Below are 25906 nucleotides of genomic sequence, written 5' to 3'. Positions count from 1 at the left end.
TATGTCTTTTCCATCCCCAGAACAGCGCCAGGCTTTTATTGCAGAAATTCCCAAGGCAGAATTGCATTTGCATATCGAAGGTTCGCTTGAACCCGAGATGATGTTCGCGTTAGCCCAGCGTAACGGGATTGATATTCCTTTCGCGTCGGCCGAAGAAGTGCGCAAAGCTTATGCTTTTTCCAATCTGCAAGATTTCCTCGATATCTATTATCAGGGGATGAATGTCCTGCGCACCGAGCAGGATTTTTACGACCTGGCCATGGCTTATTTCAAGCGGATACATGCCGACAACACCGTTCACGCAGAGATATTTTTTGATCCACAAGGCCATACCGAGCGCGGGATAGCCTTTTCGACTGCGATCGATGGTATATTGCGCGCCATGGGAGATGCCGAGACACAACTGGGCATCACATCGCAGTTGATCATGTGCTTCCTTCGCCATTTGAGTGAAGATGCCGCGCTCGCCACGCTCGAAGAAGCAACGCCCTATCTGGATAGAATAGCCGGAGTTGGTTTGGATTCATCAGAACTCGGTCATCCACCCTCCAAATTTGCGAAAGTCTTTGCCAAGGCGAAAACCCTTGGTCTCAAAGCGGTGGCCCATGCCGGGGAAGAGGGTCCACCAGACTATGTCTGGGAAGCCCTGGACCTTTTGAAAATAGACCGCATGGATCACGGCAACCGGTCGCTGGAAGACCCGCAGCTTGTCGAAAGACTGCGAGACTGTCAGATGACGCTAACCGTCTGCCCCTTGTCCAACCTGTCACTTTGTGTCGTGGATGACCTCAAAGGCCATCCGCTAAAACAGATGCTGGATCTTGGCCTACGCGCCACCATCAATTCTGACGACCCCTCCTATTTTGGCGGCTATATGAATGATAATTACACTGCGACGGCTGAGGCCTTAAACCTCGATCAGGACGATATTGTCGCGCTGGCGAAAAATAGCTTTCGGGGATCATTTCTGGGTGAAGAAGCCATTGCACAGTCCCTCCGCCGTATTGACGACTATGTTGCGCGATTTGACGGATAAACGGGCTGAACCGAAGTCAGCCCATTGGAAATCTTCGTTTTTTGCTGTTACTGCGCATGAATATGATCCCGAATGACCGAGGAATGATAGTATGAACCAAATGGATGATCAATCAGATCGATCTGACACCATATTGGTTACTGGAGCTGCGGGCTTTATCGGCCATGCGGTTGCCCAAAAGCTGATCGAACGCGGAGAGCGCGTGATCGGCATCGACAATCTAAATGACTATTATGATCCAAAACTGAAAGCTGCCCGTCTCGCAAATTTAAAGGCGTTGAAGGGGTTTCAATTTGCGGAACTGGATGTCTCCGACGCTTCGGGCGTCAGCAAGTTGGTGCAAGACCATGGCGTGAAGCGCATCATCCATCTCGCCGCCCAAGCCGGTGTGCGCTATAGTATCGACAATCCCTTTGCTTATCAAAAATCCAATCTCGAAGGTCATTTGAGCTTGCTTGAGGCAAGCCGTCATGCGCCTGATTTCAAGCATTTGGTCTATGCGTCGTCCAGCTCTGTCTATGGTGACAAGCCCATGGGCGGAGAAGGCTTCACCGAAGAAGAACCCGCAGTTGACCCGGTATCGCTTTATGCCGCGACAAAACGCTCGTGCGAATTGATGAGCGCATCCTATGCAAAGCTTTATGGCTTTCCGCAGACGGGGCTGCGGTTCTTTACCGTCTATGGTCCATGGGGCCGGCCGGATATGGCCTATTTCGGCTTTACCAAAAAGATTCTCGCCGGCGAGGCCATCGAAGTTTACGGCGAAGGCAAGATGGCGCGCGACTTCACTTATATAGACGATATTGTTGATGGCATATTGGGGTCGCTGGACAGTCCGCCAGCTTCTGGCGAACATCGGGTTTTGAATATCGGCGACAGTCGGCCGGTCGGTCTTATGGAGATGATCAAAGCCTTGGAACAGGCGCTAGGCATGGAGGCAGAGAAAGTCATGCGCCCGATGCAGCCCGGCGATGTCACCGCCACTTATGCGGATGTGTCAAAACTCCATGCACTGACCGGTTATGAACCGAAAGTCATGCTGGAAGATGGCTTGAAACGCTTTGTCAGTTGGTATCGCGATTTTTACGGCAATCTGCCGCCCGAATAAACGGCTGCCATAGCTATCGACGGTGCGATCCGCGCATGACCTGCTCTGCAACGAGATGAAGCTGTTCATTCACGCCTTCATCCGCACAGACACCATCTTTGAATATCCCGCCCGAGGCATTGATACCGACGCCCAAGGGTGTTGGCCAACCGCGCAGCGCGTGCACAATGGAACGCATCGCCGCTAGCGTGGAACCCGTGGCCTGCCAACCATAAGCAGTGACAATCAATCCAACCGGCAGGCCATCGAGATATACCCGCTCATCTCCTGCCGTTTCTTCAATATAATCGACGGCATTCTTGACCAAACCAGAGATAGTGCCATGATATCCTGGGCTTGCTATGATAATGCCATCGGCTCGCCGAACGGCCTCTACCAGCGCTTTGCCGGTGTCGTTCAACCCCGCTGGATCTGAGAGATAATGCGGCAAGGCACATAGCTTGGCGGACCCAAAAAGTTCGGTTTCCGCGCCAGCATCCGACGCCGTCTTGAGCGCAATGGCCAGCGCCTGTTCGGTCGAGCTATACGGATTGGTTGTACCGCCAAGGCCCAATATGAAAGGTCTGTCGTCGTTTTTCGCCATGGAACCTCTTAACAAGGCTTTTCAAATAATTGCAACGATCAACTATGATCTATGCGCATGGCAAAAAGAACAGGTTGCGACCTGCGTGTAGGCCATGTTTTAATTGACCAGTTAAAGCCGATTCGATATCGCGCCTGACTACTATATTGGCGCCGATCTGATTGGCGCTTATCAGATATTATCGAAGGACTAATCCCATGCGTAAGTTTACCGAAGAACAACATATGTTCCGCGATGCCTATCGGCGCTTTCTGGCCGATGACGTGGCACCACGCATGGATGAGTTTCGCGAGGCTGGGATTGTTGACCGGGAAATTTTCAAGAAAGCGGGTGATCAAGGGTTCTTGATGATCTGGCCGGATGAAAAATATGGCGGGATGGGCGATAATGATTTCCGCTATGAACAGATTATTATCGAGGAAACCACTCGGGCAGGCTGCGCGGAATGGTATAATACGCTGCATAGCCGTTTGGTTGGGCCCTATCTCAAGAATATCGGTAATGAGGAACAGCGCGAACGCTTCCTGCCGAAATGCGTTAGCGGTGAAACCATATTAGCGGTCGCGATGACCGAGCCTGGCGCGGGTAGCGATCTTTCGGGCATGAAATCCACTGCAACCGATATGGGCGATCATTGGCAGCTCAATGGATCCAAAACCTACATTTCCAACGGCATTAACGCTGACGTTGTAATTGTCGCAGCCAAAATTGCGGGCGTTGACGACAAACATGCAATGGTATTGCTGATTGTCGAACGCGGCATGGAAGGATTTGAACGCGGCCAGAATCTTGAGAAAATCGGGTTGCATGCGCAGGACACGGCGGAGCTATTTTTCAACAACGTCAAGATCCCCAAGGAAAACCAATTGGGGACACCCGGCAAAGGCTTTATCCATCTGATGGAAGGGTTGGCCGAGGAACGGCTGATCGCGATGGTCGGCTATGCCGCCTCTGCCCGCCGCGCCTTTGATGTGACACGCGAGTTTGTCATGGAGCGGGACGTGTTTGGCAAGAAACTGTCCGACATGCAGAATACGCAGTTTAAAATGGCCGAAATGGATTCCAAGATTGATATGCTGCAAGTCTATGTCGATCATTGCGTCGAGATCCATAATCAAGGCGGCCTCAATGCCAATATCGCGGCCAAGGGCAAAATGCTGGGCAGTGAGATCGAATGGGAAATGGCGGATCTCGGACTACAGCTGCATGGCGGCGCGGGCTATATGAAGGAATATGAGATCAGCCGGATCTTCACCGATGCGCGGATGAGCCGGATCTATGCCGGCAGCAGCGAGATCATGCGCTATATTGTTGGCCGTGATGTCTTCAGCCAGAAATATCAAAGCATCCTGGAATAGGGCCTGTCTCGAACAAGGTTCTAGCTTGAATAGGCCATAGCCTCGGTTAGACTGACCAGAAGCACTGGAAGGACAAGGCGAGTCGCCCCCTCTTTCGCGATTGACGTTTACGTAAACTGCTTGACTGTGCTGCAGCGCAACATTAACTATGCACTTAATAGTTCAAGACTTAATCAAAATAAGGAATATCGCATGACCGAAGCCTATATTTATGACGCTGTGCGCAGCCCGCGCGGCAAAGGCCGCAGCGACGGCAGCTTGCATGAAATCACTGCTCTTGACCTCGCGGCGCAAGTTCTTGGGTCGGTCAATGACCGCAACGAGCTCGACGGGCATGAAGTCGAAGATATTGCTTATGGCTGTGTCTCTCCCGTCGGCGAACAAGGCGCGGTGATCAGCCGTATGGCGGCCCTTAAAGCCGGTTATGCCGACACCACGTCGGCCATTCAGGTCAACCGTTTCTGCGGTTCCGGTCTGGAAGCGGTGAATATCGCTGCCGGCAAGATCAAATCCGGCGAAGCCGATCTCGCGATTGGCGGCGGCGTCGAATCCATGTCCCGCATCCCCATGGGCAGTGACGGATTGGGCGGCATGGCTGACCCTACGCTGGTCTTTCAGGAATATTTCGTACCTCAGGGCATTTCGGCCGATCTGATCGCCACCAAATATGGCTATAGCCGTGACGATGTCGATGCCTATGCCGTCGAAAGTCAGAAACGCGCCGCGAAAAGCTGGGAAGAAAAGCGTTTCGATAAATCCATCCTCGCCATCAAGGATGTGATTGGTGAAACCGTTCTCGATCGTGACGAACTCATGCGCCCTGAAACAGATATGCAGTCTTTGGGTTCGCTTAACCCGGCTTTCCAGATGATGGGCGAGCAGATGCCCGGCTTTAACGATGTCGCGATCCTGAAACATCCTGACGTCGAAAAAATGAACCATGTCCATCATGCCGGTAACAGCTCTGGTATCGTCGATGGTGCAGCCGCGGTGCTGATCGGCAACGATGAAGCTGGCTCAAAATACGGTCTTAAACCGCGCGCCCGGATTGTCTCCATGGCCGCAATTGGTTCAGAACCAACGATCATGCTCACCGGTCCTGAATTTGCAGCCCAGAAAGCGCTCAAGCGCGCAGGCATGGAAGCCAGCGACATTGATGTGTGGGAATTGAACGAGGCTTTTGCCGCGGTTGTCCTACGCTTCATGGATGCGATGAATGTCGATCATAGTGACATGAACGTAAATGGCGGCGCGATTGCGATGGGCCATCCTCTGGGTGCAACCGGCGCGATGATCCTTGGCACAGTGCTCGACGAGCTGGAGCGTTCCAACAAGCAGACCGCTTTGTCGACCCTATGCATCGGCGGCGGTATGGGCATTGCCACCATCATTGAGCGAGTGAACTAAAACGCTGAAAGCGACTCCAATCACTCCCATCCCATATTTAGCAGGACAAAATTCATGACTTACGAAACACTAACCATCGATATTGACAGCGACGGTATTGCCCTTGTCACCATCGATCTTCCCGACCAGTCGATGAATGTCTGGAACGAAGGCCTGATGGCTGATTTCCCGAAATTCGTCGATGAACTAATTGCCAACGACGACATCAAAGGCGCCGTTATTACATCGGGGAAGAAATCCGGTTTCCTCGCCGGTGCCGACCTCAATATGCTTGGCTCTTCCAAAGCCGAAACCATGAAAGAGGCGTTTGAGCAAGCCTGGGGCCTTAATAGCGTGCTCCGCAAAATGGAAACCGGTGGCAACAGCGCCAAGGACCTTTTGAAAGGCAAGGCGCATGCGAAGCCGGTTGCTTGCGCGCTTAACGGCCTTGCTCTGGGCGGTGGTCTCGAACTGGCTCTCGCATGCCATTACCGCGTCTGCGCCGACAATCCGAAATTGCAACTCGGCCTTCCCGAAGTACAAGTTGGCCTGCTGCCCGGTGGCGGTGGAACCCAGCGCTTGCCGCGTCTCGCAGGTCTACAAGCTGCCGGCATGGCGATCATGATGGGTCAGCCGATGAACCCGCAGGCTGCGCTCGCACAAAAAATTGTCGATGAAGTTGTTCCTGCGGAAGACGTTGTCGCCAAAGCCAAAGAGTGGGTTAAAGCCAATCCGAAAGCCTCTGCGCCTTGGGATAAGAAGGGCTGGAAATTCCCGGGTGGTGCCGGTTCCATGGATCCGCGCGCTGTGCCACTTTACCTCGGCTCGTCCGCGCTGGCGCTCAAACAGAGCAAGGGCAATTACGAAGCTGTCAAAGCGATCCTGTCTTGTCTCTATGAAGGCTCCATGCTGCCCATCGACACCGCGCTCAAAGTGGAAAGCAAATATTTCACCAAGCTGCTCAGCGGTCCACAATCCAAGAACATGATCCGGACCTTGTTCGTCAACAAACAGGCCGCCGACAAAGGCGCGATGCGTCCCGAAGGTGTTCCGGCAACCGAACTCAAGACCGTTGGCGTCCTCGGCGCTGGCTTGATGGGTTCGGGTATCACCCATGTGACAGCCAAGGGCGGCATGGATGTGATAGTCCTCGACCGGAATATGGACGAAGCGCAAAAGGCGATCGATTACAGCCAAAAGATTGTCGACAAAGGCGTGAAGCGCGGCAAGATGACGCAGGAAAAGGCCGATGCTTTCATGGCGCGGATCACACCGACCGATAATTATGACGATCTCAAAGATGTCGACCTGATCATCGAAGCGGTGTTTGAACGCCCCGATGTTAAAGCGGACGTCATCAAGAAAACCGAAGCGGTGATTGGCAAGGATGTTGTCTTCGCATCCAACACCTCAACGCTTCCGATCACCGGTCTTGCGAAAAACAGCGAACGTCCCGATCAGTTTATCGGCATGCACTTTTTCTCTCCGGTTGAGAAAATGCCCTTGCTGGAAATCATCCCGGGTGAAGCAACCGGCGACAAGGCTCTGGCCGTTGCGCTCGATTACAACGCGCGCATTCGCAAGACGCCGATTGTCGTAAAAGACGTTCGTGGTTTCTACACCAACCGCGTCTTCCCGCCTTATGCCAATGAAGCAACGATGATGGTCGCCGAAGGCGTGAACCCGGCGCTGATCGAAAATGCTGCTGTGTCCATGGGCATGCCCATTGGTCCGCTGGCCATTGTTGACGAAACCACGTTGCAACTTGGCTACGACATCATGACGTCAACCAAGGAAGAAATGGGCGACGCCTATGTTCCAAGCGGGACAGAGGACCTTATGGAGCTGATGGTCAAGAAAATCGACCGTCGCGGACGGCGCTTTGGTGGCGGCTTCTATGAATATGCCGATGATGGCTCCAAGAAACTGTGGCCCGGTCTGAAAGAGCATTTCCCGCTCGCCGAAAACCAGCCAACGGTTGAGGAAGTCAAACAGCGTTTGATGTACATTCAGCTTATCGCGACCGCACAGTGTTTCGACGAAGGCGTTGTGTCCGATCCGCAATCTGCTGATCTCGGCGCGATCTTTGGCTGGGGCTTTGCGCCATGGACCGGCGGGCCGATGAGCCATATCGACACGATCGGCGTCGATAATTTCGTGCGCACCGCCGATATGCTGGCACAGAAATATGGCGAACGGTTCAAGCCGCCCATGAGCTTCCGTGAAAAAGCGGATGCGGGTGAGAGCTTTTACAAAGCGGCCTGATCACAGCGACATGATAAACAGAAAAGGGCTCCCTAACCGGGGCCCTTTTTTATGCACCCATTGCCGTCAATAACGGGTTGATAAGTCGCGCAACTTGACCCAAGCTGGTTTCAGGAGAGACCAGTATATGACGGCTGACAGAATGATACGGATTGGCGGGGCGAGCGGCTTCTGGGGCGAATCCGATATGGCTGTGCCCCAATTTCTGCGCGCAAGCGAGAGCGGACAAAAGCTAGACTATATAGTATTCGACTATCTCGCCGAGATCACCATGTCGATCATGGCGCGGGCGCGGGCGAAAAATCCGGATCTGGGTTATGCAACCGATTTCGTCTCGGCGGTGATTAAACCGCATATAAGCGCCATTGCGAAACAGGGCGTCAAGCTGATCTCCAATGCTGGCGGTACCAATCCGCTCGCTTGTGCAGCAGCGGTACGCGCGGTGATTGCAGAGGCCGGGCTTGATATGAAAGTGGCAGTTGTCGCAGGCGATGACCTCACATCCCGCGCGGCGGAATTTGCAGATGCCCATGAAATGTTTTCTGGCGCACAATTTCCCGACCCAGAAAATATCGCCAGCATCAATGCCTATCTCGGCGCGTTTCCGATTGCAGCTGCTCTCGATCAGGGAGCAGACATAGTGATCACTGGGCGATGTGTGGATAGCGCCGTGACGCTTGGCGCCTGCATCCACGAATTTGGTTGGAGCCGCGATGATCTGGACCAACTGGCGGGGGCCAGCCTTGCCGGCCATATTTTGGAATGCGGACCACAAGCAACCGGAGGCAACTTCACGGATTGGGAAAGCATCGCGGAAAGCATGGACAATGCCGGCTATCCGATTGCGGAAATTGCAGGAGACGGCAGCTTCATCGCCACCAAGCCGGAAGACACTGGCGGAATCGTCAATATCGGCACAATTGGCGAGCAGATGCTCTATGAAATTGGTGATCCGCAAGCCTATATACTACCAGACGTCGTCTGCGATTTCAGTGCAGTGGCATTGGAGCAGTTGGGCGAGAATCGCGTGTCAGTGTTCGGTTCTATCGGTCATCCCGCACCCAATACTTACAAGACTTGCGCCACTTACTCTGATGGCTGGAAAATGGTTGCACCGTTTTTCTTCATCGGGGTGGATGCCAAGCGCAAGGCCGAGAGCTTCGCGGACAATGCGCTGAAACGGACACGCGCCAAATTACGCGCCTCCAATGTCGGGGATTTTGATGACGTATTAATTGAGACACTGGGCGACGATAGCCATTTCGGCGCGTTCGGACAGGCCGCGGAATCGCGCGAAGTGGTGTTGAAAATCGGCGTCAAACATCGTGATCCGAAAGCGGCGATGCTCATCCTCAAGGAAGCAACCGGCATGGGTCTCGCGACACCGCCGGGACTAGCGCTATTTGCAGGCGGGCGCCCCAAGCCCACTCCGGTGGTGCGGCTATTTTCACTACTGTTACCGAAATCCGAAATTTCGATTTCGGTAAAGATAGAGGATGACTCGCAAGAATTTGGCGATGCCGGTGGAACAGCTTTTGACCCGGCGACGATCCAACGCCCTCCCCATCCTGCCCTGGCTGACAATGGCGCGCCAATGATAGAGGTGCCACTGATTGACCTGGCCTGGGGTCGATCCGGTGACAAGGGCGACAAATCCAATATTGGAATCATGCCGCGCAACAAGAGCTATGCGCCTTATATATGGGCCACGCTCAGCGAAGATAGGGTGCGCGAACGCTTTGCTCATTTCCTTACGGAACCCGAAGCCCCGGATAGCGTCGAGCGGTTCTACATGCCCGGCACAGGCGCGATCAACTTTCTGCTTCATGACATTCTCGGCGGCGGTGGGGTTGCATCCATGCGCAATGATCCGCAGGGTAAAAGCTATGCCCAGATCCTGCTCGCAACTCCTATTTCCATACCGCAATCACTTGCAGAGGCGCTTTGACTATGCCCCAGTTTAAATCGAAAATTTCCACAGCTTCCGAAAGCTTTGTCCAGAACCGCAAGGATATGCTGACGCTGATCGACCAATTGCGCAGCCTGGAACAGCGCGCCGTAGCGGCCTCTGAGAAACGCCGCCCGACATTTGAGAAACGCGGCCAGCTCACACCCCATGAACGGCTGACACGATTGCTCGACCCGGGCATGCCATTTTTGCGGCTCTATAATATGGCCAATTATCTCGTCGAAGATGATAATCCCGACACCAGTATTCCCGGTGGTAGCGTCATTCTCGGCATCGGCTTTGTCAAAGGTGTGCGCTGCATGATCTGGGTCGATGATAGCGGCATTCGCGCCGGGGCCGCGACGACTGGCGGTTGGGACGCCAGCAAGGGTGCCCAGAAAATGGCGCAGGAACTGAAATTGCCCTTCATCCATCTGGTGGAAAGCGCTGGCGCAAACCTGATGGAATATAAGGTCGAGCTGTGGGCGCATGGCGGAATGCTGTTCCGCAATCTCGCCTGGTTGAGCGCCGCAGGAATCCCGACCATGGTCGTACTGCACGGCCCGTCAACCGCGGGCGGCGCTTATATGCCCGGCATGTCCGACTATGTTATCGGTGTGCGCGATAATGGCATGGCGGCTCTGGGCGGCGCAGCTCTGGTCCATGCTGCTACCGGTGAAGTGGCCGATGACCGCGAACTGGGCGGCACCGAAATGCACGCCAGCACCACCGGCACAGTCGAATATCTGGCGGATGATGATGCGCATGGTATCCAAATTGCTCGCGACACCATGGGACGGATTGACTGGAACAAGAATACCGCCCCGATCCGGCAGAATGACTATGCGGAACCGGTCTATGATATCGACGAGATCGCCGGCATCGTCCCGACCGATTACACCATCCCCTATGATGTCCGCGAAGTGGCGGCACGGATTGTCGATGGATCGGACTTTGAGGAATTTAAAAGCCGCTATGGCCCCGGCACCGTCTGCATGCAGGCGAGCATCATGGGCCATGCGGTCGGGCTGATCGGTAATAATGGCCCGTTTGATCCGGAAGCCGCGGCCAAGGCAACGCACTTTTTCCAGCTTTGTGATCAATCCGAACTGCCGATTATCTTCCTGAACAATACCACCGGCTATATTGTCGGCACGGAGTCGGAACATAAGGGCATGATCAAGCTGGGCAGCAAGATGATCCAGGCCGTCTCCAATGTGCGTGTGCCGAAACTCTCGCTTTATATCGGCGCAAGCTTTGGTGCAGGCAATTACGGGATGAGCGGCGTTGCCTTTGAACCGGATTTTCTATTCTCGTGGCCCAATGCCAAAACCGGTGTGATGGCCGGGGCTTCCGCGGCGAACACAATGAGTCATGTCGCAAAAGTGCAGGCACAGCGCAAAGGCGTGGAACCCGACGAAGAAGCTATCGCCAAACAGAACCAGCGCATCAGGGATATTTTCGAAGCACAGGAAAGCGCTTTCTTCACCTCTGGTCGCGTTCTCGATAACGGCGTGATTGATCCGCGTGACACGCGCAAGGTGCTCGGCTTTGCTCTGGAAACGATTTTCGAGGCCAAGAACCGCACGCTGCACCCCAATGCTTTCGGAGTGGCACGGATATGACCAATCTTCCTAAAACCGAGACACTCGAGCTCGACCTCAAACAGGGTTGGCTCACCATCTGGTTCAACCAGCCAGGTAATCGCAATGCCCTGAGTGACGCCTTGGTGGCAGAATTAGCCGCTGTTTTAAAAGGCGTTCGTGATGACCGGACGGTCCGCGGTATCACTCTGCGGGGTCGTGGTGGAGTGTTCTGCGCTGGTGCAGATTTGAAGAATTTCAAAGAAAATTTTCAGGCGAGTGGTGACCGCAGCGCTACCATAACCATGTCGATCGGTGCGGCGGAAATATTCGACCTTGTCAACACCGCACCGCAAGTGGTGATCGTCCTGATTGAAGGCGCAGCGATGGCGGGCGGCTTTGGTCTGTCCTGTTGTGCTGATGTCGTGATTTGCGAATCCGGGGCGCGCTTTGCAATGACCGAAACGGCTATCGGTGTGACCCCTGCGCAAATATCCCCGTTTGTGATTCAGAAACTTGGCTACGCCACCGGCCGCCGCCTGATGCTAACTGCCGCGCGATTTGATGGCACGCAAGCGCACGAATTGGGCTTTGCCGATTTTATCGCCGATGATGTCCCGGGGCTTGAAGCCATCGAGATGCAGCTACGCAAACAGGTGCTTGGCGCAGCGCCGGGTGCTGTGGCCGCAACCAAGGAACTGCTTGGCCAGATCGCGAGCAAACCTCGTGAAGAGGTCATCCGCCTCGCCGCCGAGAATTTCGCAGATCGCATGGTCAGTGACGAAGCCAAGGAGGGCGTTGCGTCCTTCTTTGAAAAGCGCAAACCCAATTGGGTCGTGAAACCGGAATAAGGAACCAGAGATGACACAAATATCCACCCTCCTTGTTGCCAATCGCGGCGAAATTGCCTGCCGCGTCATGCGCACGGCCAAGGCACAGGGCATCCGAACCGTGGCCGTCTATTCCGGCGCCGATGCCGATGCCCCCCATGTCCGCATGGCGGATGACGCGGTGCATATCGGACCTGCACCGGTCAACGAATCTTATCTGCGAATCGACAAGATTATCGAAGCCGCGAAAGATAGCGGCGCCGATGCCATACATCCCGGCTATGGTTTTTTGTCTGAAAATGCTGCTTTCTCGCAAGCCTGCGCTGATGCCAATATCATCTTTGTTGGACCACCTGAGAAGGCCATCGATGTGATGGGTGACAAAGCGCGTTCGAAGCGCGCGATGATTGAGGCCGGTGTACCTTGCGTCCCTGGCTATCAGGATGAAGATCAATCCGACACGACCCTGATCGCAGAAGCTGCAAAAATCGGTGTGCCCTTGATGGTCAAGGCTGCCGCGGGTGGCGGTGGCCGTGGCATGCGCCTGGTCCATGATCAGGATGAGGTTCCCAATGCGATCAAACTCGCGCGATCAGAGGCAGAAAACGCCTTTGGAAACGGCGAGCTGATCCTTGAAAAAGCGATCATCAAACCCCGCCATGTCGAGATTCAGGTATTTGCCGACAGCCATGGCAACACGATCCATCTGGGCGAACGCGATTGTTCGGTTCAGCGGCGCCATCAGAAGGTAATCGAAGAAGCGCCCTGCCCGGTGATGACCGAAGAGCTGCGCACCGAAATGGGTGCCGCAGCGGTAGAGGCTGCCCGCGCCGTGGATTATCGCGGCGCTGGCACGGTCGAATTCCTTCTCGATCAATCCGGTAGCTTCTATTTCCTCGAGATGAATACACGCCTGCAAGTCGAGCATCCGGTGACCGAGGAAATTACCGGCCTTGATCTCGTCGCACTGCAACTCAAAGTCGCGCAAGGCGACAATTTGGGGCTCAGCCAAAAAGATGTCACATTGACTGGCCACGCCATGGAAGTGCGGCTCTATGCCGAAGATCCAGCCGATGACTTCCTGCCCAGCACCGGTCATATTGACCTATGGCATCCTTCCGCCCATGCCCGTGTTGATAGCGGCATCGCCGCGGGTGGCGAGGTTTCGCCCTTTTATGACAGCATGGTCGCGAAGATCATCACCTATGGCGCGACCCGCGAAGATGCGCGGCGGCAGATGGTCGGGGCACTGGCCGAAACCGCCCTTTTCGGTCCGAAAACCAATCGGGACTTCTTGATTGACGCGCTCGGCAGGCAGGATTTTATCGATGGGCAGGCAACCACCGCTTTCATCGCTGAAAATTATGGTGAAGAAGGTGTCGATCTGGGTACGCACGACTTCACCACCTTTGCGATTGCTGCGGTATTGCAACATAAATTACGCCAACATGCGGCCCATAAACTAGCACTTAATGTCAATCCGGAAATGCTAGATTGGTCAAGCACGGCAGATCTGACGACCGTTACCCAATATGCGAAGCTGGCTGAGGCGACCGAGACCGATGGCGTCATTCACGTCCATGTCCGCCAGCCCGGCCTTTACCACGTAGAAGGCGCAGGACAGAAAGCGCAGGTGGAACTGCTTTCGATCACAGGAGAAACTGCGAAACTGCGCGTGGATGGTCGAACGGTCGAGGCGATTTTCCATGCCGATGGTCGCCACTTGCATCTTGCCTTGCCGAACCGCTCGCTGTCGGTCACCGACATGACCGGGCTCAGCGCCATGGAAGATATGGCGGGCGGCGGTACCGTGGTAGCCCCGATGCACGGACTATTACTTGAGATACTCGTCGAGCAGGGCGCGGCTGTGGCAAAAGGCGACAAGCTGGCGGTGCTCGAGGCGATGAAGATGCAGCATGAGATTTTGGCTGAGATTGACGGCACCGTCGAAACCGTTGCGGCCGACGCTGGGAAGCAGATTGCGGCCGACGACCTGATCATGGAAATTGTCGCTGACGAAACAGGTGAAGAGGACGACGCGTAATGAAAAACCCGATTTGCGATATGCTGGGAATCGAATTCCCGCTGGTCGCTTTCAGCCATTGCCGCGATGTAGTTGCGGCGGTTTCCAAAGCGGGCGGCATGGGGGTTTTTGGCGGCGTGAACTGCACGCCCGAAACGCTCGAAGAAGAACTGAGCTGGATTGACGATCATGTCGACGGCAAGCCCTATGGCCTGGATATCATCGTCCCCAACAAGGTTGAGGGCAAAGGCGAACAGATCGATGTAGACACGACGCTGGCCATGGTTCCCGATGAACATAAGCAGTTTTCCAAGGACATAATGGCCCGTCATGGCGTCGATCCCGGTGATCTTGAAGAGCTGCGACGGGAGCATGCGGTCGGTGCAGACAATCTGCGCGGCGGCAATGCGGGGGCCTTGCTGGAAGTTGCCTTTCGCCATCCGATCAAGCTGATCGCCAATGCACTGGGCATTCCGCCAGAGGTGATGACCGATATGGGACGCCACCATAGCGTGCCGGTGGCTGCGCTCATTGGTACCAAAGAACATGCGATGTCACAGGTTGCCGCTGGGGTCGATATCCTTATCGCCGTAGGCGGCGAAGCTGGCGGTCATACCGGCGATGTTGCGACGATGGTTCTCATCCCCGAAGTGTGCAACGCTTTGCGCGAGATGGGAGATAGCACTCCGGTGCTGGCGGCGGGCGGCATTGCGACGGGCTCACAAATGGCCGCTGCGATGGCCATGGGAGCGAGTGGCGTATGGTGTGGATCGGTCTGGCTGACCACCGCCGAGGCCGAAACCAATCCGATCGTAAAAGAGAAGATGCTCAGCGCCACATCGCGCGATACGGTTCGCGCCCGATCCCGCACCGGCAAACCATCGCGGCAATTGCGCTCGCCCTGGACCGATGCGTGGGAAGCCGAGGATGCGCCGACACCGCTAGCGATGCCGTTACAGTCATTAGTGGCAGAACCACCACTGCGCTCTATCGACAAATTGAGTCAGGGCGATAATCAGGGCGCGAAAGATCTCGCAACCTATTGGGTTGGCCAAGGGGTCGGCCTGATGAACCAGCCGATGTCGACGGCGCAAGTTGTCCAAGGATTTAAGGAAGATTTTATAGCCGCCTATGAAAGGCTTGCCGCCAATCTGGAAGAATGAACCGGGAGACAATATGGCAGAGGTGACAGCACAGCAGCCGCTGGCCGGGATCAAGGTCGTGGAATTTTCGACGATGATTACCGCGTCCCTCGCCACGATGATGTTTGCGCAGCAAGGGGCGGACGTTATCAAGGTCGAACCGCCCGGCATTGGCGATCCGATGCGCTGGCTCGGCAGCCGGAAAGAAAGCATCTCCGGCTTGTTCAACAATTGCAACCGCGCCAAACGCTCAATCACGCTGGACCTGAAAAGTGAAGAAGGCGTCGCCACGGCGCGCAAGCTGTGCCTCGATGCCGATATTGTCATCCACAATTATCGCCCCGGTGTGATGCAGCGGCTTGGTCTCGACAGCGATAGTCTGCGCGCAGAAAAACCGCGGCTCATCTATTGCGCCATTACCGGCTTTGGGCGCGAAGGACCAATGGCCGATCGACCAGCCTATGATCATGTCATGCAGGCCATGGCCGGTTTCATGGGAACGCAGGGCCATCCTGACGGCTTTGCCTATGTGAAGACTTTGCTCTGCGACAAGCTGACCGCCTATACCGCAGCCCAAGCCATAACGGCGGCGTTATTTGCGCGCGAACGAACCGGCGAAGGACAGCATATTGATCTGTCGATGCTCGCCAGCTGTATCGCATTTCTCTGGCCGGACGGCGGCATGCACCTGACTTTGATGGACGAAGATGCGATCCATGCCGCGCCCTTTGCCGATTATTACCAGATGCCCCTGCGTACGACCGACGGCGCCATTGCCTATGCCGCAATGAGCGATGAGCATTGGCAGGTGGTGTTCGAGATGGTGGGCCGCGAAGATTTAAAGTCGGAAGAGAAATATCAAGGTCTCGAAAATCGCAGCATGCATATGGCCGAGCTCGCGCAGATTGTTTCTAGCGAACCGCCGCGCCATGATACGGAAACGATGATTGCTGGCCTGACCAAAGGCGATGTGCCGGCCGCCCCATGCCTGCGGCTCGACGATGTGAAATCACATGCGCAGATCGTCGCGATCGAGGCGTTTGAGGAACAGGACCATCCACTGCTCGGAAAGATTCACAACGTGGCTTCGCCGGTGCATATCAATAGACAGAAACTGCCGACCACAGGACCAAGTCCGGCGATTGGCGAACATACAGATGCGATATTGCAGGAAATAGGAGTTAAGTAATGATGGACCAGGCTCAGGATTTTCTCGACGAAAGCGAAGCGATATATGCGCTCGTCAAAGATCTTTCCGACGAAGAGATGGAGCAGGAAACTGGATTTAAAAGCTGGACAATCAATGCGATCATCCGCCATCTGCATATCTGGAACATGGCCGCTTATTGGTCGCTGACCGAACCGGGAAAATTCCACGCCTTTTTCAAAGAGGCAATGACCGCGATGAAAGAGAACGCAAAAAAAGGCCAGACGTCGATGCGCTTTTTTGAAGCGGACTATCTCGACAATTTGTCGGGAGCGGGTCTCGTAAAAACCTGGCGGGATTTCTATCAGAAAATGGCACCCGAATTTGGGGCCGCTGATCCAGCGATGCGCGTCGAATGGGCGGGACCGTCGATGAGTGTGCGGTCTTCGATCACCGCGCGGCTGATGGAAAACTGGTCCCATGCGCAAGCCATTTATGATGTGTTGGGCCTCAAACGCGAGAATGCTGACCGTATCCGCAATATCGTGATGATCGGTCTCAACACCTATGGCTGGACGTTCAAGGTCAATGGCGAAGAAGCACCGCAGCCCGTGCCCTATCTCAAACTCACAGCCCCCTCCGGCGCGATCTGGGACTATGGCGATGAAAGCACGGAAGAGCGGATCGAGGGTTTGGCTGAGGAATTTTGCCAAACAGTCACTCAGTCTCGCAATATTGCCGACACCGACTTAAAAGTAACCGGTCCAAACGCAACCCGGTGGATGGCCATAGCCCAGTGTTTTGCTGGCGGTGCGGAAACCCCGCCAGCGCCAGGGACCCGTTCTATCAAAACAGGGTGAACATATCTATCGAGTCTATCTATTGTGCCCACCTATTGAATTGGGCCTTTTTGCGGCTATGTTCAAAAGAAAAAGGAGAGATTCGATGAGCTGGCAAATGGCCGATATCTGGGAAAATATTGCCCAGGCGATTCCCGATAAACCCGCAATTGTTGAGGGCACCAAGCGCTATAGCTGGTCCGAATATGAACAACGCGCAGCGCGGCTCGCTCAGGTCTACACCGATCATGGCCTGAAGCCTGGCGCGAAAATCTCCATCTACGCCTATAATTGCGCCGAATATATGGAAGCGCAATTTGCCGCGTTTAAAGCGCGCATCTGTCCAGTCAATGTCAATTACCGCTATCTCGAAGCGGAGCTGACCCATGTCATCAACAATAGCGATAGTGAAGCTTTGGTCTATCACGCCCAATTCGCTCCCCGCGTAGCAGCGATCAAGGATCAACTGGAGCATGTGAAGCTCTTTCTGGAAATTGACGATGGCTCCGGCGAACATCTCGATGGTGCCATCGACTATGAAACCGCCATAAACGACGCTGATCCAATGCCGGTCATCCCGCGCTCCGGCGACGATCTATACATGCTCTACACAGGCGGAACCACGGGCATGCCCAAGGGCGTAATGTACGACCATCAGACTTTTTCCAGCGCCTTGTTCACCAAGGGCTTTGAGATGCGGGAAATGGCTCTGCCCGAAGGTGCCGAAGGCTTCGGCCCATTGGTTCAGGCGTTGCATGCAGCCGGTGCCACCAGCCGAGCGATACCCGCTTGCCCGATCATGCACGGGACCGGCATGTGGATCGGCGCGATGATCCCGCATGCGCTCGGGGGCTGTGTCGTCTTGTTCAACAACCGCCATTTTGATCCGCATGCGCTTTGGAAACTGGCGGATGATGAGAAAGTCACCGACCTTACGATTGTTGGTGACGTGTTTGCCAAGCCGATGCTGGCCGCGCTCAACGAAGCGAAGGAAGCCGGCAAACCTTATGACCTGGCATCAGTACAGATGATGGGATCATCCGGCGTTATGTGGTCTTCCGAAGTCAAGCAAGGCCTGCTTGATCATATTGAAATGGTTATTGTCGACAGCATGGGTTCGACCGAAGGCAGCATGGGCGCATCGGTTATGACTCGTGAGAATAGTAGCATCGTCAAAACAGCAAGCTTTGACATGGCCGATACCACCAAGATTCTGACCGAAGACGGAAAAGAGATTCAGCCGGGTTCCGGCGAGATTGGCATGATCTGCAATGGCGGGATGGTTCCGATAGGCTATTATAAGGATGAGAAAAAGAGCGCGGAGACATTCAAGACCTTTGACGGCGTGCGCTATTCGATCCCCGGTGATTTCGCGATGGTTGAAGCCGATGGCAGCGTCACCTTGCTGGGCCGTGGTTCGGTCTGCATTAATAGCGGCGGCGAGAAGATTTTCCCGGAAGAGGTGGAAGAAGCGCTCAAGACCCATGACAGTGTTTATGACTGTCTGGTCGTTGGCGTGCCAGATGATCGCTTTGGCGAGAAAGTGACGGCGGTTTTATCGCTGGCTGATGGACATGGGCTGGACGAAACCGCTCTTAACGATCATGTCCATGGCATACTCGCCGACTACAAGTCGCCGCGCGCGTTTCTGGTGGTCGATGATGTACCGCGCGCCGCCAATGGCAAGCCCGGTTACAAGGATGCCAAGGATCTGGCCCTAAAAATGCTCGATATGGTCGCCGCTTAGGGCTTCCAGTCAAATTCCCGATGATAGCGTGGGATGAACAGCTTTTTACCCTTGATCGCAGAGGTTAAAAACGGCCCGGTCACGCCAAAGGGCAGTGCGCTGGCGCCCTTGTCCGGCCCCAACGGCAATAATATCAATGGCTTGGGCCATGGTGTATAGGGCTTCATATCCGCAATCGCCTTGCCACGCAGATGGGCTTTGAGGGTTTTTTTGAGCCAGCCGACCTGACGGGTCAGCCCGACAATCGTCATTGTGTCGCCGGTACTGGCAATATCGCCAATGACGAATAGATCGGGATTGGCCGTGGGCCGAAGCCAGCCATCAACTTTTGCCCGACCCTGATCATCAAAGGTCACATCTGCCAGATTCTGCAATAGGCCCGTCACCGGCTTCGACCCAATGACCGGAATCACCAGATCGGCATCGATCGGGAAACCATCGGACAGTTTGATCTTATTCTTGGTCGGAACAAACGGCGCATCCGTCTGTTTCAGTTTCTTGATGCGCTCGCCCAACCGAACCTTCACACCCAATTCGCCCAATTGGCGCTGCATCGAACGTCCGAGCTTCGCTGGGTAAGTGGGAAACAGATTCTCGTCAGCCGAAATCAGCGTGACCTGCTTATCCGGCCGAGCGAAAGCCAATTCCCCCGCCAGTTCGCTACCCACCGCGCCCGCGCCGACAATCGCGATATTTTTTGCCTTGTCGATTTGGTCCATCACCCGCTTGGTCTGAGTCAGAAAAGCCGCTTCATCGTCGCTTCGCATTTTAAACGGAGCCGCATAGGTCGAACCCGTCGCGATAATGATGATGTCCCCGGCAATTTCGGTTCCGTCTTCCAATATCGCGCTATTGCCATCGATCGAAGCCACACGGCCACGCACGATTTTTCCATTTTTAAGCAACTTGTCATAGGGCATGACAATCTCATCAAGCAGTTCCGGCCGCGCCAATGCTCGGATCATCGCGACATTATGAACCCATTTTTCACGCGGTTCGATCAAGCTGATATCCGCATGCCGATCGAGCTCTCTAGCCAGCATGGTTCCGGCATAACCGCCGCCAATGATTGTTATTTTCTTGGTCATGGGGCGATTCATAAAGCGGTTTTCCAGCGATAGACAAGACTATTCACGCTTCGCCATTGACGCAGTAGGCAAATTATCGCCATGTCCTGTCAATGCTTGTTCAACTGATCCACAATCCGGCATCGGGAACCCATGACGAATTGCGCCTTGGCGTGCTCGCACAGGCCTTTGAAGCTTGTGGCGCGAAAGTGATCATGGGCACCACCGAAATTGATGGCAGCATGCAGCTCGCCGAGGACAGCGAGCTTATCTGCGTATCCGGCGGCGACGGCACATTGCGTCTCGTCATCGCAGCTATGCAGAAAAGCAGCTCGAAAGTGCCTCTCTGCATTTTTCCTGCCGGTACCGTCAATCTCGTCGCCCGCGAAATTGGCTATGCATCCGAGCCAGAGCAATTTGCGAGCGAAGTCATGCGGGGTTATCTCGCTGGGTCTAATGCCCGTCTGAGAGAACCGGTTGTAGCGAGCGATCATGGCCCTTTTGCCGCCTGTTTGAGTGCGGGTCCCGATGGTGTCGCAGTGGCAACACATTCTCCCCAGATCAAAAAGAAAATCGGCCGTAACGCCTATGCCTGGTCGTTCCTCAAACTATTCCTACACTGGCCGCGACAGCAATTTTCACTGGATTTCAACGCAGTCGATGGATCACAAAATAAATTGTCCTGCGAGGCTTTTTACATTGCCAAGGGGCGATATTTTGCCGGACCATGGATCTTGACACCAGAGGCCGGTCTGGGCGGAGATGATTTCCATCTGATTACCCTGTCGCGAGCCACACGCTGGAATTTTGTCCGCTTCATGCTCTCGGTAGCACGCGGCAATGCTCCCAAGAAACTATCCTTCGCAAGCGTCCATCGTGCACGATCCGTAGCTATCGGGCATCCAGAAATTGCAGAAATAAATCAATTTTTTCAAATGGATGGTGATGAAATGATGTGTCCGCCGAAGCGGATAGTGATGACCGACTATGTGGTGGAATATTGCTTGCCACTAGACAATTAGCACCATTGATGACCGCAGCTTAAGCTGCGCTGCAATGGTCCGCGATCATTTCTACCATCGCCGGTAATTTGCTGGGCGGCAAGTCATGTCCCATGCCATCGACAAGCTCAAGACGGGCATTATTGACATTGGCCGCGATATCCTCTCCGCAGGGATGGGGAATGAGCGGATCCGATGTGCCATGAATGACCATGGTTGGAACAGATATCGCTCTCGCCTTGGGCCGCAAATTGCCAGTCTCGATAATCGCTGCCATTTGTCTCTGTCGGCCAGCTGGATAAAAACTGCGGTCCAGAGCAATTTTCATCAATGCCTTGCGTTCTTCTTCTCTTGCCCGCCCCTCTTCGGATGCAATTATCGATGAAAATGCCATGCCGGCAATTAGCGCTTCGTCAATCGTAGTTGCTTTTGCCCGAGCGGATTGGATGAGGCCCTTACGAACCAGAGGATCGGCACCCGGAAGACCGGGCGCGTTGGTGGATGACATGATCGGCGTCAGAGACAAAACACGGTCTGCATGATCAGCCGCCACTAATTGTCCAATCATTCCGCCCATGGACGCGCCGACAATATGTGCTTTATCGATATTGAGCGCGTCCAAAACGCCAATCGCATCTCTGGCCATGTCGCTTAGATTATAAGGGGCCAGATTTTGACTGGGAAAAAACCGTTTTGTGAAAAGCTGCCGGATCGGGCCGGGGGCGGAAACCCCGTCGCATTTATAGGATAGTCCGACGTCGCGATTATCGAAAGCAACCACCCGAAAACCAGATTCAACCAGTCCATTCACAAAATCCATCGGCCAGGCGATGAGCTGCGTTCCATATCCCATGATAAGAAGGATCGCGGGATCGTTGGCTTTACCATGATCTTCGACTTCAATGTTAATGCCGTTGGCGGTGACTTGCATATTTTGATCCTGATTCCATGCTGGGCTTTCAAACAGCGCAAAAGCTTAGCAGAACCGGAAAACTGCACAAGACAGGATCGGTCCGCTATATATTAGGGGTCAGGCGATCCCGCAGGTGTTCCGGTCGGGACATCTCCCAGTTTCGCCATCACAGAATCGGAAGCGGCCACAACAACACCCAATCTGGCCACTTGATTGTCATCATCAACAACGGCGCGAATATTCACTATCGGCGAGACGGAGATCGCTTGAGCAGACAATTTTTGAATACGCAGTTGATAAGCGCCGTAGGGCACACCCTCGAACAGGAAGAATCCGTCAAATTCACTTTGCGTTTCATGGGTTACCCGGCCGGTAACATCGAGCAATTCCAGACCCACTCCAGCCAGCGCGCTGCCGCCTTTGCGGACCAGCGTTCCTTCAACCTCTCCTGCGCTAACCAGCGGCAGTTCAACAGTTGCGGCAATACCGGGGCGCGGTGTCACTACCACGCCGGGCAGGGCGGGTTGAACATAGGGATCCGGCAAACTGCTGGTATCAATGCCAATCAGAACCGGCCGGAAAGGCTCCAGATTATCAATGATAGACTGGCCTTTGGCATCTGTTGGTGTCAGCGTCGTTGTTTTTCCAGCCGTCAGCTCGACATTTTCTACCAGCTCTTCGTCCGCCTGCCGTTTGCCGTCGCGATTCTTGTCTCGATAGACAATGGCCAGTGCCTGACCACTATTGGCAAGCTTATTGTTAGAGAAACGGAATTTGCCATTACGCGGATCAGGGCCGAGGCTGAAAGCAAGGTTTAATCCAGCCGCAACAGAGCCATCGGTGGCTGCTTCGGCACTGGCGGTTAGCGAAAATTTGTCAAAACGCCGGATTATCCCGATCCCGGCACGCCCGCGATCAAGTCCGACATCATAGCCGAGCTCCGCACGCCAGTCGGCCCGGTCGCCCGCACGCCATTCGCCGGTAAAATTAACCCTTTCGAAACGTTTCTCCGGCGCGACCCGATAAGTGGCCTCACCGCGTATCCTGACGCCGGCAATTCGGCCATTGGCAAGCACCCGTGCCTCGGCGATATCCGGCGGATTTGGCCCCAGATCATTGAAGCGTTTTTCCCAACTCAATTCGCCTGTAAGTGAGAAACGTCGCAAATTCAAAGATGCACGGCCGGTAAAGTCAAGCGAAGACCGTCCGTCCGAGCGGGTTTCATACTGGGCGTCAATATGGAACGGAACGACTCTACTGCCCAACTTGAAATTATGGTCAAGTGAGAGGCTATGGCGCCCGTTCATGTTTTGTTCGATATGATCCGACCGGAAATTACCCTGTGCCCAGATAGTCTCGGCCGTGATGAAAGTCTTGCCGAGCTCGCCAAGCAATTGTCCGCGGAAAGCGGTGCCTTTTTTCAGATCGGACGACGCCGTCAGTTCTACCAGCGTCGGTCCAACAGCGCGGCGCACTGATCCTTCGACATAATTGTGACGCTTCCCGTCAATCTGCAGGCTGAACAGGGATGCAGCGACCGATGTCTTGGCATTAAGCCCGCGTTCGACACCAAAACCGCCACGCCAACCAGCCTGCTCTATCGGCAAGAATGAATTGAAGTTGATCAGGTCTCTGCCTGCCTCCTGCCCGCCGGCCCAATAATAGGTTTTGCGGGGTGGAATGGAATCGAGCCCAACCGGAACCGACTTGCTGTCCCTGCGGACCTGGCCTTGCGGGCCATAGAGCACGACTTCAAAGCGATTCTGCCCATAGAGAAGCGGCACATCGATAAATTCGTAGCGACCATCCGAACGGGTTTCCGCAAAAGCCAGCAATTGGCCATTGCGATAGAGTTCTGCATCCCATCCTTCGGGCAATTCTCCACGAAAACTCGTGCGATCGAAATTATCAGGCCGGTCGACCGGACGGTTTGTGACCACAGCACCGCGGCCAACAGTACTCTGGGACACTATCGGCGTTGAAAAGGTGGAAACATCGCCTAACGCGAAATGAGTCGCCTTGAGCGGCCCCAAAAGACCGCCCTTGGGGTCCGTGCGATAGGCCCGCACGCGCAGGCTTTCCGGTACGCCCTTGTCATCAGATGATAAACGCGCATCAAAAGACGCTTTACCAACTTCTCCAGAGGCAAATAGTTCGTAACGCACATCAAGCTCTTGCCCGGATCGCTTGTCGCGCAGACCACCTGCAGAAACGACCGCATCAACCGACGGTGTCCGCCAGAATTTATACGGTTCCGTAGATTGCGGCAGGCTGGACAGATCAAAATTCTGCCGGGGCCTGATTTTCGCTGCCCGTTCCTTGCGTTCCAGCGCCAGTTGGAAGGGCAATTTTCGGTCGGATTCAATATTCAGTAGAGCGTTGGACAGATCAGGTGCTAGTTTGAGGTCCAGCCAGTTGGACAGGCTTTTGACATTCACACACCAGCCCTCCGGCGTGTCGTAAATATCGTTTTTCTGAAGCTCTTTCTTGCTGTTCACCTTTTGTACTGTATTGCTGTCGCGTTCAATGATCAGTGTTTCGCGTTCTGCGAATATCCAACCAGTTGCGCGGCGCGACTTTTTATCCAACCGAACTGGTACATCAAGCGCCAAGATGACATCGCCGAAATCAACGCAGACACCATTGTTAGTCTGATAGCCGCGAACACCGTCTCCGAGCCGGTATTTGCCAGAACGAAGATCGAAAAGCAGAGCATCATCATCATTTGCCGTCCATGCCGGCTGATCGTTTGACGTTTGCCCATGGGCCACCTGCGCCATAACCGGTGAAGCCGCCAAGATCGTACTGATCCCGGCGGCCATGGCCAGCGATTTGAAACGCTGACGGAATATGGAAAGGTGGTTTTTCATCATCGATATTTGGCCGCTTGAAGTTGTGAAGTCGGCCTAATATATTGAAATATATACCTATCTTAGAACCATCTGGCTTTTGGCTATCAAGCCACCGCCAGCATTATCCGGCTCGTAATATTCAACAGAGATTGGCCCTTTAAGCTTTGCCGCAATTTCCGCCGGTACGGGTAGGGTAACCTTTCGGCTTGTCACTTCGGGGTAAATAGCAATACCCCTGGCTACAAATAGAGGCTCGCTCTCGCCCTGCTTGAGTACGCGGATCTCGCCATAAGTAGATCGATCTCCGGTACGGCTCAAATCAAATGCAAATGCTTGACCATTGCCACTCGTTTCTACACGGGCATTGGCAATTCCAGCAGTTGCTTGCAAGTTACCTTGCCGAATTATAACCGGAATGGTTACTCCATATATAGGAGTGAGAGCGATGGTGAAACCGCCACTTGAATTTGTCTGCTCGGTTACGCTCTGTGCCTTTGGAATAGCGCGAAACAGTAGATGGGCCCGATATTCGCCATCTTCGAGATCTTTAGGCGGCCTTATACCAAGCCGAATAGCCTGCGGCTGGTTAGGCGGTAAAGTGACGCGGCGCGGCGCATAGCGAATCATTTCCTTTGCCGCCTGCTCAATTGCATTGGCGTCTTCGGTACTGACTTCTTTCAGCTTACCCTCCGCTGTCATCCTGCGCAATTCTAAAGAAATACGGTAAGTTGCTGTTTCTGAACCAATATTGTTGAGAATAACCTCTGTACCACGCTGTCCATCAAGAACGATACGCGTCGGAGCAACCAGGAGATCGCCGGCCGCCTGTGCTGGGCTGCTCGAGAGGAAAAGCGCGGATCCCACAACTGCGAGGCCCGTATAGAGTTTTTTGAATCGTTTCAGACCACTGGTCGTCATCACTGTCTCCGGTTTAGCATATAATTCCGGACATGACGGTTTTCCGCCAACATCCCCACATCGCCCACTATGCCCAAAGAGGGTTACCAAAGCGCTAACCACGACAACTATTTGACGGTAGGTGATGAGAAAAAGGAAACCCGACTGCAACCTGAGTTGC

At 54.4% G+C, this 25906-nt stretch carries 19 protein-coding genes; 14 read left to right on the top strand and 5 right to left on the bottom strand.

Features of this window, described 5'->3' with window-relative positions:
* Position 1 precedes the first annotated feature (1 nt).
* Together ABJM21_RS16765 and ABJM21_RS16760 are read left to right on the top strand one after the other, a co-directional pair.
* The gene (locus tag ABJM21_RS16765; protein WP_348302059.1) at positions 2 to 1036 is read left to right on the top strand and encodes an adenosine deaminase; all 1035 of its coding nucleotides are present in this window, start codon (positions 2 to 4) and stop codon (positions 1034 to 1036) included.
* Between the two features lie 91 nt (positions 1037 to 1127).
* Positions 1128 to 2144, top strand: coding sequence for an SDR family NAD(P)-dependent oxidoreductase (locus tag ABJM21_RS16760; protein ID WP_348302058.1), 1017 nt, complete (start codon positions 1128 to 1130; stop codon positions 2142 to 2144).
* 13 nt (positions 2145 to 2157) lie between these two features.
* On the opposite strand, the gene ABJM21_RS16755 is transcribed toward ABJM21_RS16760, so the two are convergent.
* On the bottom strand, positions 2158 to 2727 hold the full coding sequence (locus ABJM21_RS16755) for an NAD(P)H-dependent oxidoreductase (RefSeq protein WP_348302057.1): 570 nt from the start codon (positions 2725 to 2727) through the stop codon (positions 2158 to 2160).
* Between the two features lie 197 nt (positions 2728 to 2924).
* Between ABJM21_RS16755 and ABJM21_RS16750 the strand changes: the two genes are divergently transcribed.
* From ABJM21_RS16750 to ABJM21_RS16700, 11 genes are all read left to right on the top strand, one after another.
* Positions 2925 to 4085 carry an acyl-CoA dehydrogenase family protein gene (locus tag ABJM21_RS16750; protein ID WP_348302056.1) on the top strand — a complete coding sequence of 387 codons (1161 nt, stop codon included), beginning with the start codon at positions 2925 to 2927 and terminating at the stop codon, positions 4083 to 4085.
* Positions 4086 to 4277: 192 nt separating this feature from the next.
* Positions 4278 to 5492 carry an acetyl-CoA C-acetyltransferase gene (locus ABJM21_RS16745; protein WP_348302055.1) on the top strand — a complete coding sequence of 405 codons (1215 nt, stop codon included), beginning with the start codon at positions 4278 to 4280 and terminating at the stop codon, positions 5490 to 5492.
* A 54-nt stretch (positions 5493 to 5546) separates the two neighbouring features.
* Positions 5547 to 7736 (top strand): 3-hydroxyacyl-CoA dehydrogenase NAD-binding domain-containing protein, encoded by a 2190-nt coding sequence (locus tag ABJM21_RS16740; RefSeq protein ID WP_348302054.1) that lies wholly within the window; start codon positions 5547 to 5549, stop codon positions 7734 to 7736.
* Positions 7737 to 7863: 127 nt separating this feature from the next.
* The gene (locus ABJM21_RS16735) at positions 7864 to 9684 is read left to right on the top strand and encodes an acyclic terpene utilization AtuA family protein (RefSeq protein WP_348302053.1); all 1821 of its coding nucleotides are present in this window, start codon (positions 7864 to 7866) and stop codon (positions 9682 to 9684) included.
* Positions 9685 to 9686: 2 nt separating this feature from the next.
* A complete protein-coding gene (locus ABJM21_RS16730; protein WP_348302052.1) occupies positions 9687 to 11309 on the top strand; it encodes a carboxyl transferase domain-containing protein in 1623 nt (540 codons plus the stop codon).
* Positions 11306 to 12118, top strand: a complete 813-nt coding sequence (locus ABJM21_RS16725; protein ID WP_348302051.1) for an enoyl-CoA hydratase-related protein — start codon at positions 11306 to 11308, stop codon at positions 12116 to 12118. Before ABJM21_RS16730 ends, ABJM21_RS16725 begins: the two co-directional genes overlap by 4 nt.
* Positions 12119 to 12128: 10 nt before the next feature.
* Complete coding sequence (locus tag ABJM21_RS16720) at positions 12129 to 14141, top strand: acetyl-CoA carboxylase biotin carboxylase subunit (RefSeq protein WP_348302050.1); 2013 nt, start codon at positions 12129 to 12131, stop codon at positions 14139 to 14141.
* Positions 14141 to 15283: a nitronate monooxygenase family protein gene (locus tag ABJM21_RS16715; protein ID WP_348302049.1), complete on the top strand. Its 1143-nt coding sequence runs from the start codon at positions 14141 to 14143 to the stop codon at positions 15281 to 15283. Before ABJM21_RS16720 ends, ABJM21_RS16715 begins: the two co-directional genes overlap by 1 nt.
* A 13-nt stretch (positions 15284 to 15296) precedes the next feature.
* Entirely contained in the window at positions 15297 to 16451 is a 1155-nt protein-coding gene (locus ABJM21_RS16710; RefSeq protein ID WP_348302048.1) for a CoA transferase, read from the top strand.
* Entirely contained in the window at positions 16451 to 17269 is an 819-nt protein-coding gene (locus ABJM21_RS16705; RefSeq protein WP_348302047.1) for a TIGR03084 family metal-binding protein, read from the top strand. Before ABJM21_RS16710 ends, ABJM21_RS16705 begins: the two co-directional genes overlap by 1 nt.
* Positions 17270 to 17354: 85 nt before the next feature.
* On the top strand, positions 17355 to 18995 hold the full coding sequence (locus ABJM21_RS16700; RefSeq protein WP_348302046.1) for an acyl-CoA synthetase: 1641 nt from the start codon (positions 17355 to 17357) through the stop codon (positions 18993 to 18995).
* On the opposite strand, the gene ABJM21_RS16695 is transcribed toward ABJM21_RS16700, so the two are convergent.
* Positions 18992 to 20083 (bottom strand): FAD-dependent oxidoreductase, encoded by a 1092-nt coding sequence (locus tag ABJM21_RS16695; RefSeq protein WP_348302045.1) that lies wholly within the window; start codon positions 20081 to 20083, stop codon positions 18992 to 18994. The genes ABJM21_RS16700 and ABJM21_RS16695 overlap by 4 nt on opposite strands.
* A gap of 92 nt (positions 20084 to 20175) precedes the next feature.
* Here ABJM21_RS16695 and ABJM21_RS16690 point away from each other — a divergent pair, with 92 nt between their 5' ends.
* Entirely contained in the window at positions 20176 to 21084 is a 909-nt protein-coding gene (locus tag ABJM21_RS16690; protein WP_348302044.1) for a diacylglycerol kinase family protein, read from the top strand.
* A 19-nt stretch (positions 21085 to 21103) separates the two neighbouring features.
* Here ABJM21_RS16690 and ABJM21_RS16685 read toward each other — a convergent pair whose 3' ends face one another.
* The 3 genes from ABJM21_RS16685 to ABJM21_RS16675 form a co-directional block, all read right to left on the bottom strand.
* Entirely contained in the window at positions 21104 to 21994 is an 891-nt protein-coding gene (locus tag ABJM21_RS16685) for an alpha/beta hydrolase (RefSeq protein ID WP_348302043.1), read from the bottom strand.
* Positions 21995 to 22086: 92 nt separating this feature from the next.
* Entirely contained in the window at positions 22087 to 24849 is a 2763-nt protein-coding gene (locus tag ABJM21_RS16680) for a carboxypeptidase-like regulatory domain-containing protein (protein ID WP_348302042.1), read from the bottom strand.
* A gap of 54 nt (positions 24850 to 24903) precedes the next feature.
* On the bottom strand, positions 24904 to 25746 hold the full coding sequence (locus ABJM21_RS16675; protein ID WP_348302041.1) for a molecular chaperone: 843 nt from the start codon (positions 25744 to 25746) through the stop codon (positions 24904 to 24906).
* Positions 25747 to 25906 lie beyond the last annotated feature (160 nt).

The organism is Parasphingorhabdus sp. (assembly GCF_039977335.1).
In the GTDB taxonomy this organism is placed as follows: Bacteria; Pseudomonadota; Alphaproteobacteria; order Sphingomonadales; family Sphingomonadaceae; genus Parasphingorhabdus.
This window is presented reverse-complemented; position numbering and strand designations above follow the sequence as displayed.

Coding starts and splice junctions, on each gene's coding strand:
- ABJM21_RS16705 (WP_348302047.1), top strand. CDS start 16,451: ATGATGGACCAGGCTCAGGATTTTCTCGACGAAAGCGAAGCGATATAT.
- ABJM21_RS16685 (WP_348302043.1), bottom strand. CDS start 21,994: ATGCAAGTCACCGCCAACGGCATTAACATTGAAGTCGAAGATCATGGT.
- ABJM21_RS16720 (WP_348302050.1), top strand. CDS start 12,129: ATGACACAAATATCCACCCTCCTTGTTGCCAATCGCGGCGAAATTGCC.
- ABJM21_RS16730 (WP_348302052.1), top strand. CDS start 9,687: ATGCCCCAGTTTAAATCGAAAATTTCCACAGCTTCCGAAAGCTTTGTC.
- ABJM21_RS16690 (WP_348302044.1), top strand. CDS start 20,176: ATGCTTGTTCAACTGATCCACAATCCGGCATCGGGAACCCATGACGAA.
- ABJM21_RS16735 (WP_348302053.1), top strand. CDS start 7,864: ATGACGGCTGACAGAATGATACGGATTGGCGGGGCGAGCGGCTTCTGG.
- ABJM21_RS16765 (WP_348302059.1), top strand. CDS start 2: ATGTCTTTTCCATCCCCAGAACAGCGCCAGGCTTTTATTGCAGAAATT.
- ABJM21_RS16725 (WP_348302051.1), top strand. CDS start 11,306: ATGACCAATCTTCCTAAAACCGAGACACTCGAGCTCGACCTCAAACAG.
- ABJM21_RS16675 (WP_348302041.1), bottom strand. CDS start 25,746: ATGACGACCAGTGGTCTGAAACGATTCAAAAAACTCTATACGGGCCTC.
- ABJM21_RS16680 (WP_348302042.1), bottom strand. CDS start 24,849: ATGATGAAAAACCACCTTTCCATATTCCGTCAGCGTTTCAAATCGCTG.
- ABJM21_RS16695 (WP_348302045.1), bottom strand. CDS start 20,083: ATGACCAAGAAAATAACAATCATTGGCGGCGGTTATGCCGGAACCATG.
- ABJM21_RS16760 (WP_348302058.1), top strand. CDS start 1,128: ATGAACCAAATGGATGATCAATCAGATCGATCTGACACCATATTGGTT.
- ABJM21_RS16750 (WP_348302056.1), top strand. CDS start 2,925: ATGCGTAAGTTTACCGAAGAACAACATATGTTCCGCGATGCCTATCGG.
- ABJM21_RS16700 (WP_348302046.1), top strand. CDS start 17,355: ATGAGCTGGCAAATGGCCGATATCTGGGAAAATATTGCCCAGGCGATT.
- ABJM21_RS16740 (WP_348302054.1), top strand. CDS start 5,547: ATGACTTACGAAACACTAACCATCGATATTGACAGCGACGGTATTGCC.
- ABJM21_RS16715 (WP_348302049.1), top strand. CDS start 14,141: ATGAAAAACCCGATTTGCGATATGCTGGGAATCGAATTCCCGCTGGTC.
- ABJM21_RS16710 (WP_348302048.1), top strand. CDS start 15,297: ATGGCAGAGGTGACAGCACAGCAGCCGCTGGCCGGGATCAAGGTCGTG.
- ABJM21_RS16745 (WP_348302055.1), top strand. CDS start 4,278: ATGACCGAAGCCTATATTTATGACGCTGTGCGCAGCCCGCGCGGCAAA.
- ABJM21_RS16755 (WP_348302057.1), bottom strand. CDS start 2,727: ATGGCGAAAAACGACGACAGACCTTTCATATTGGGCCTTGGCGGTACA.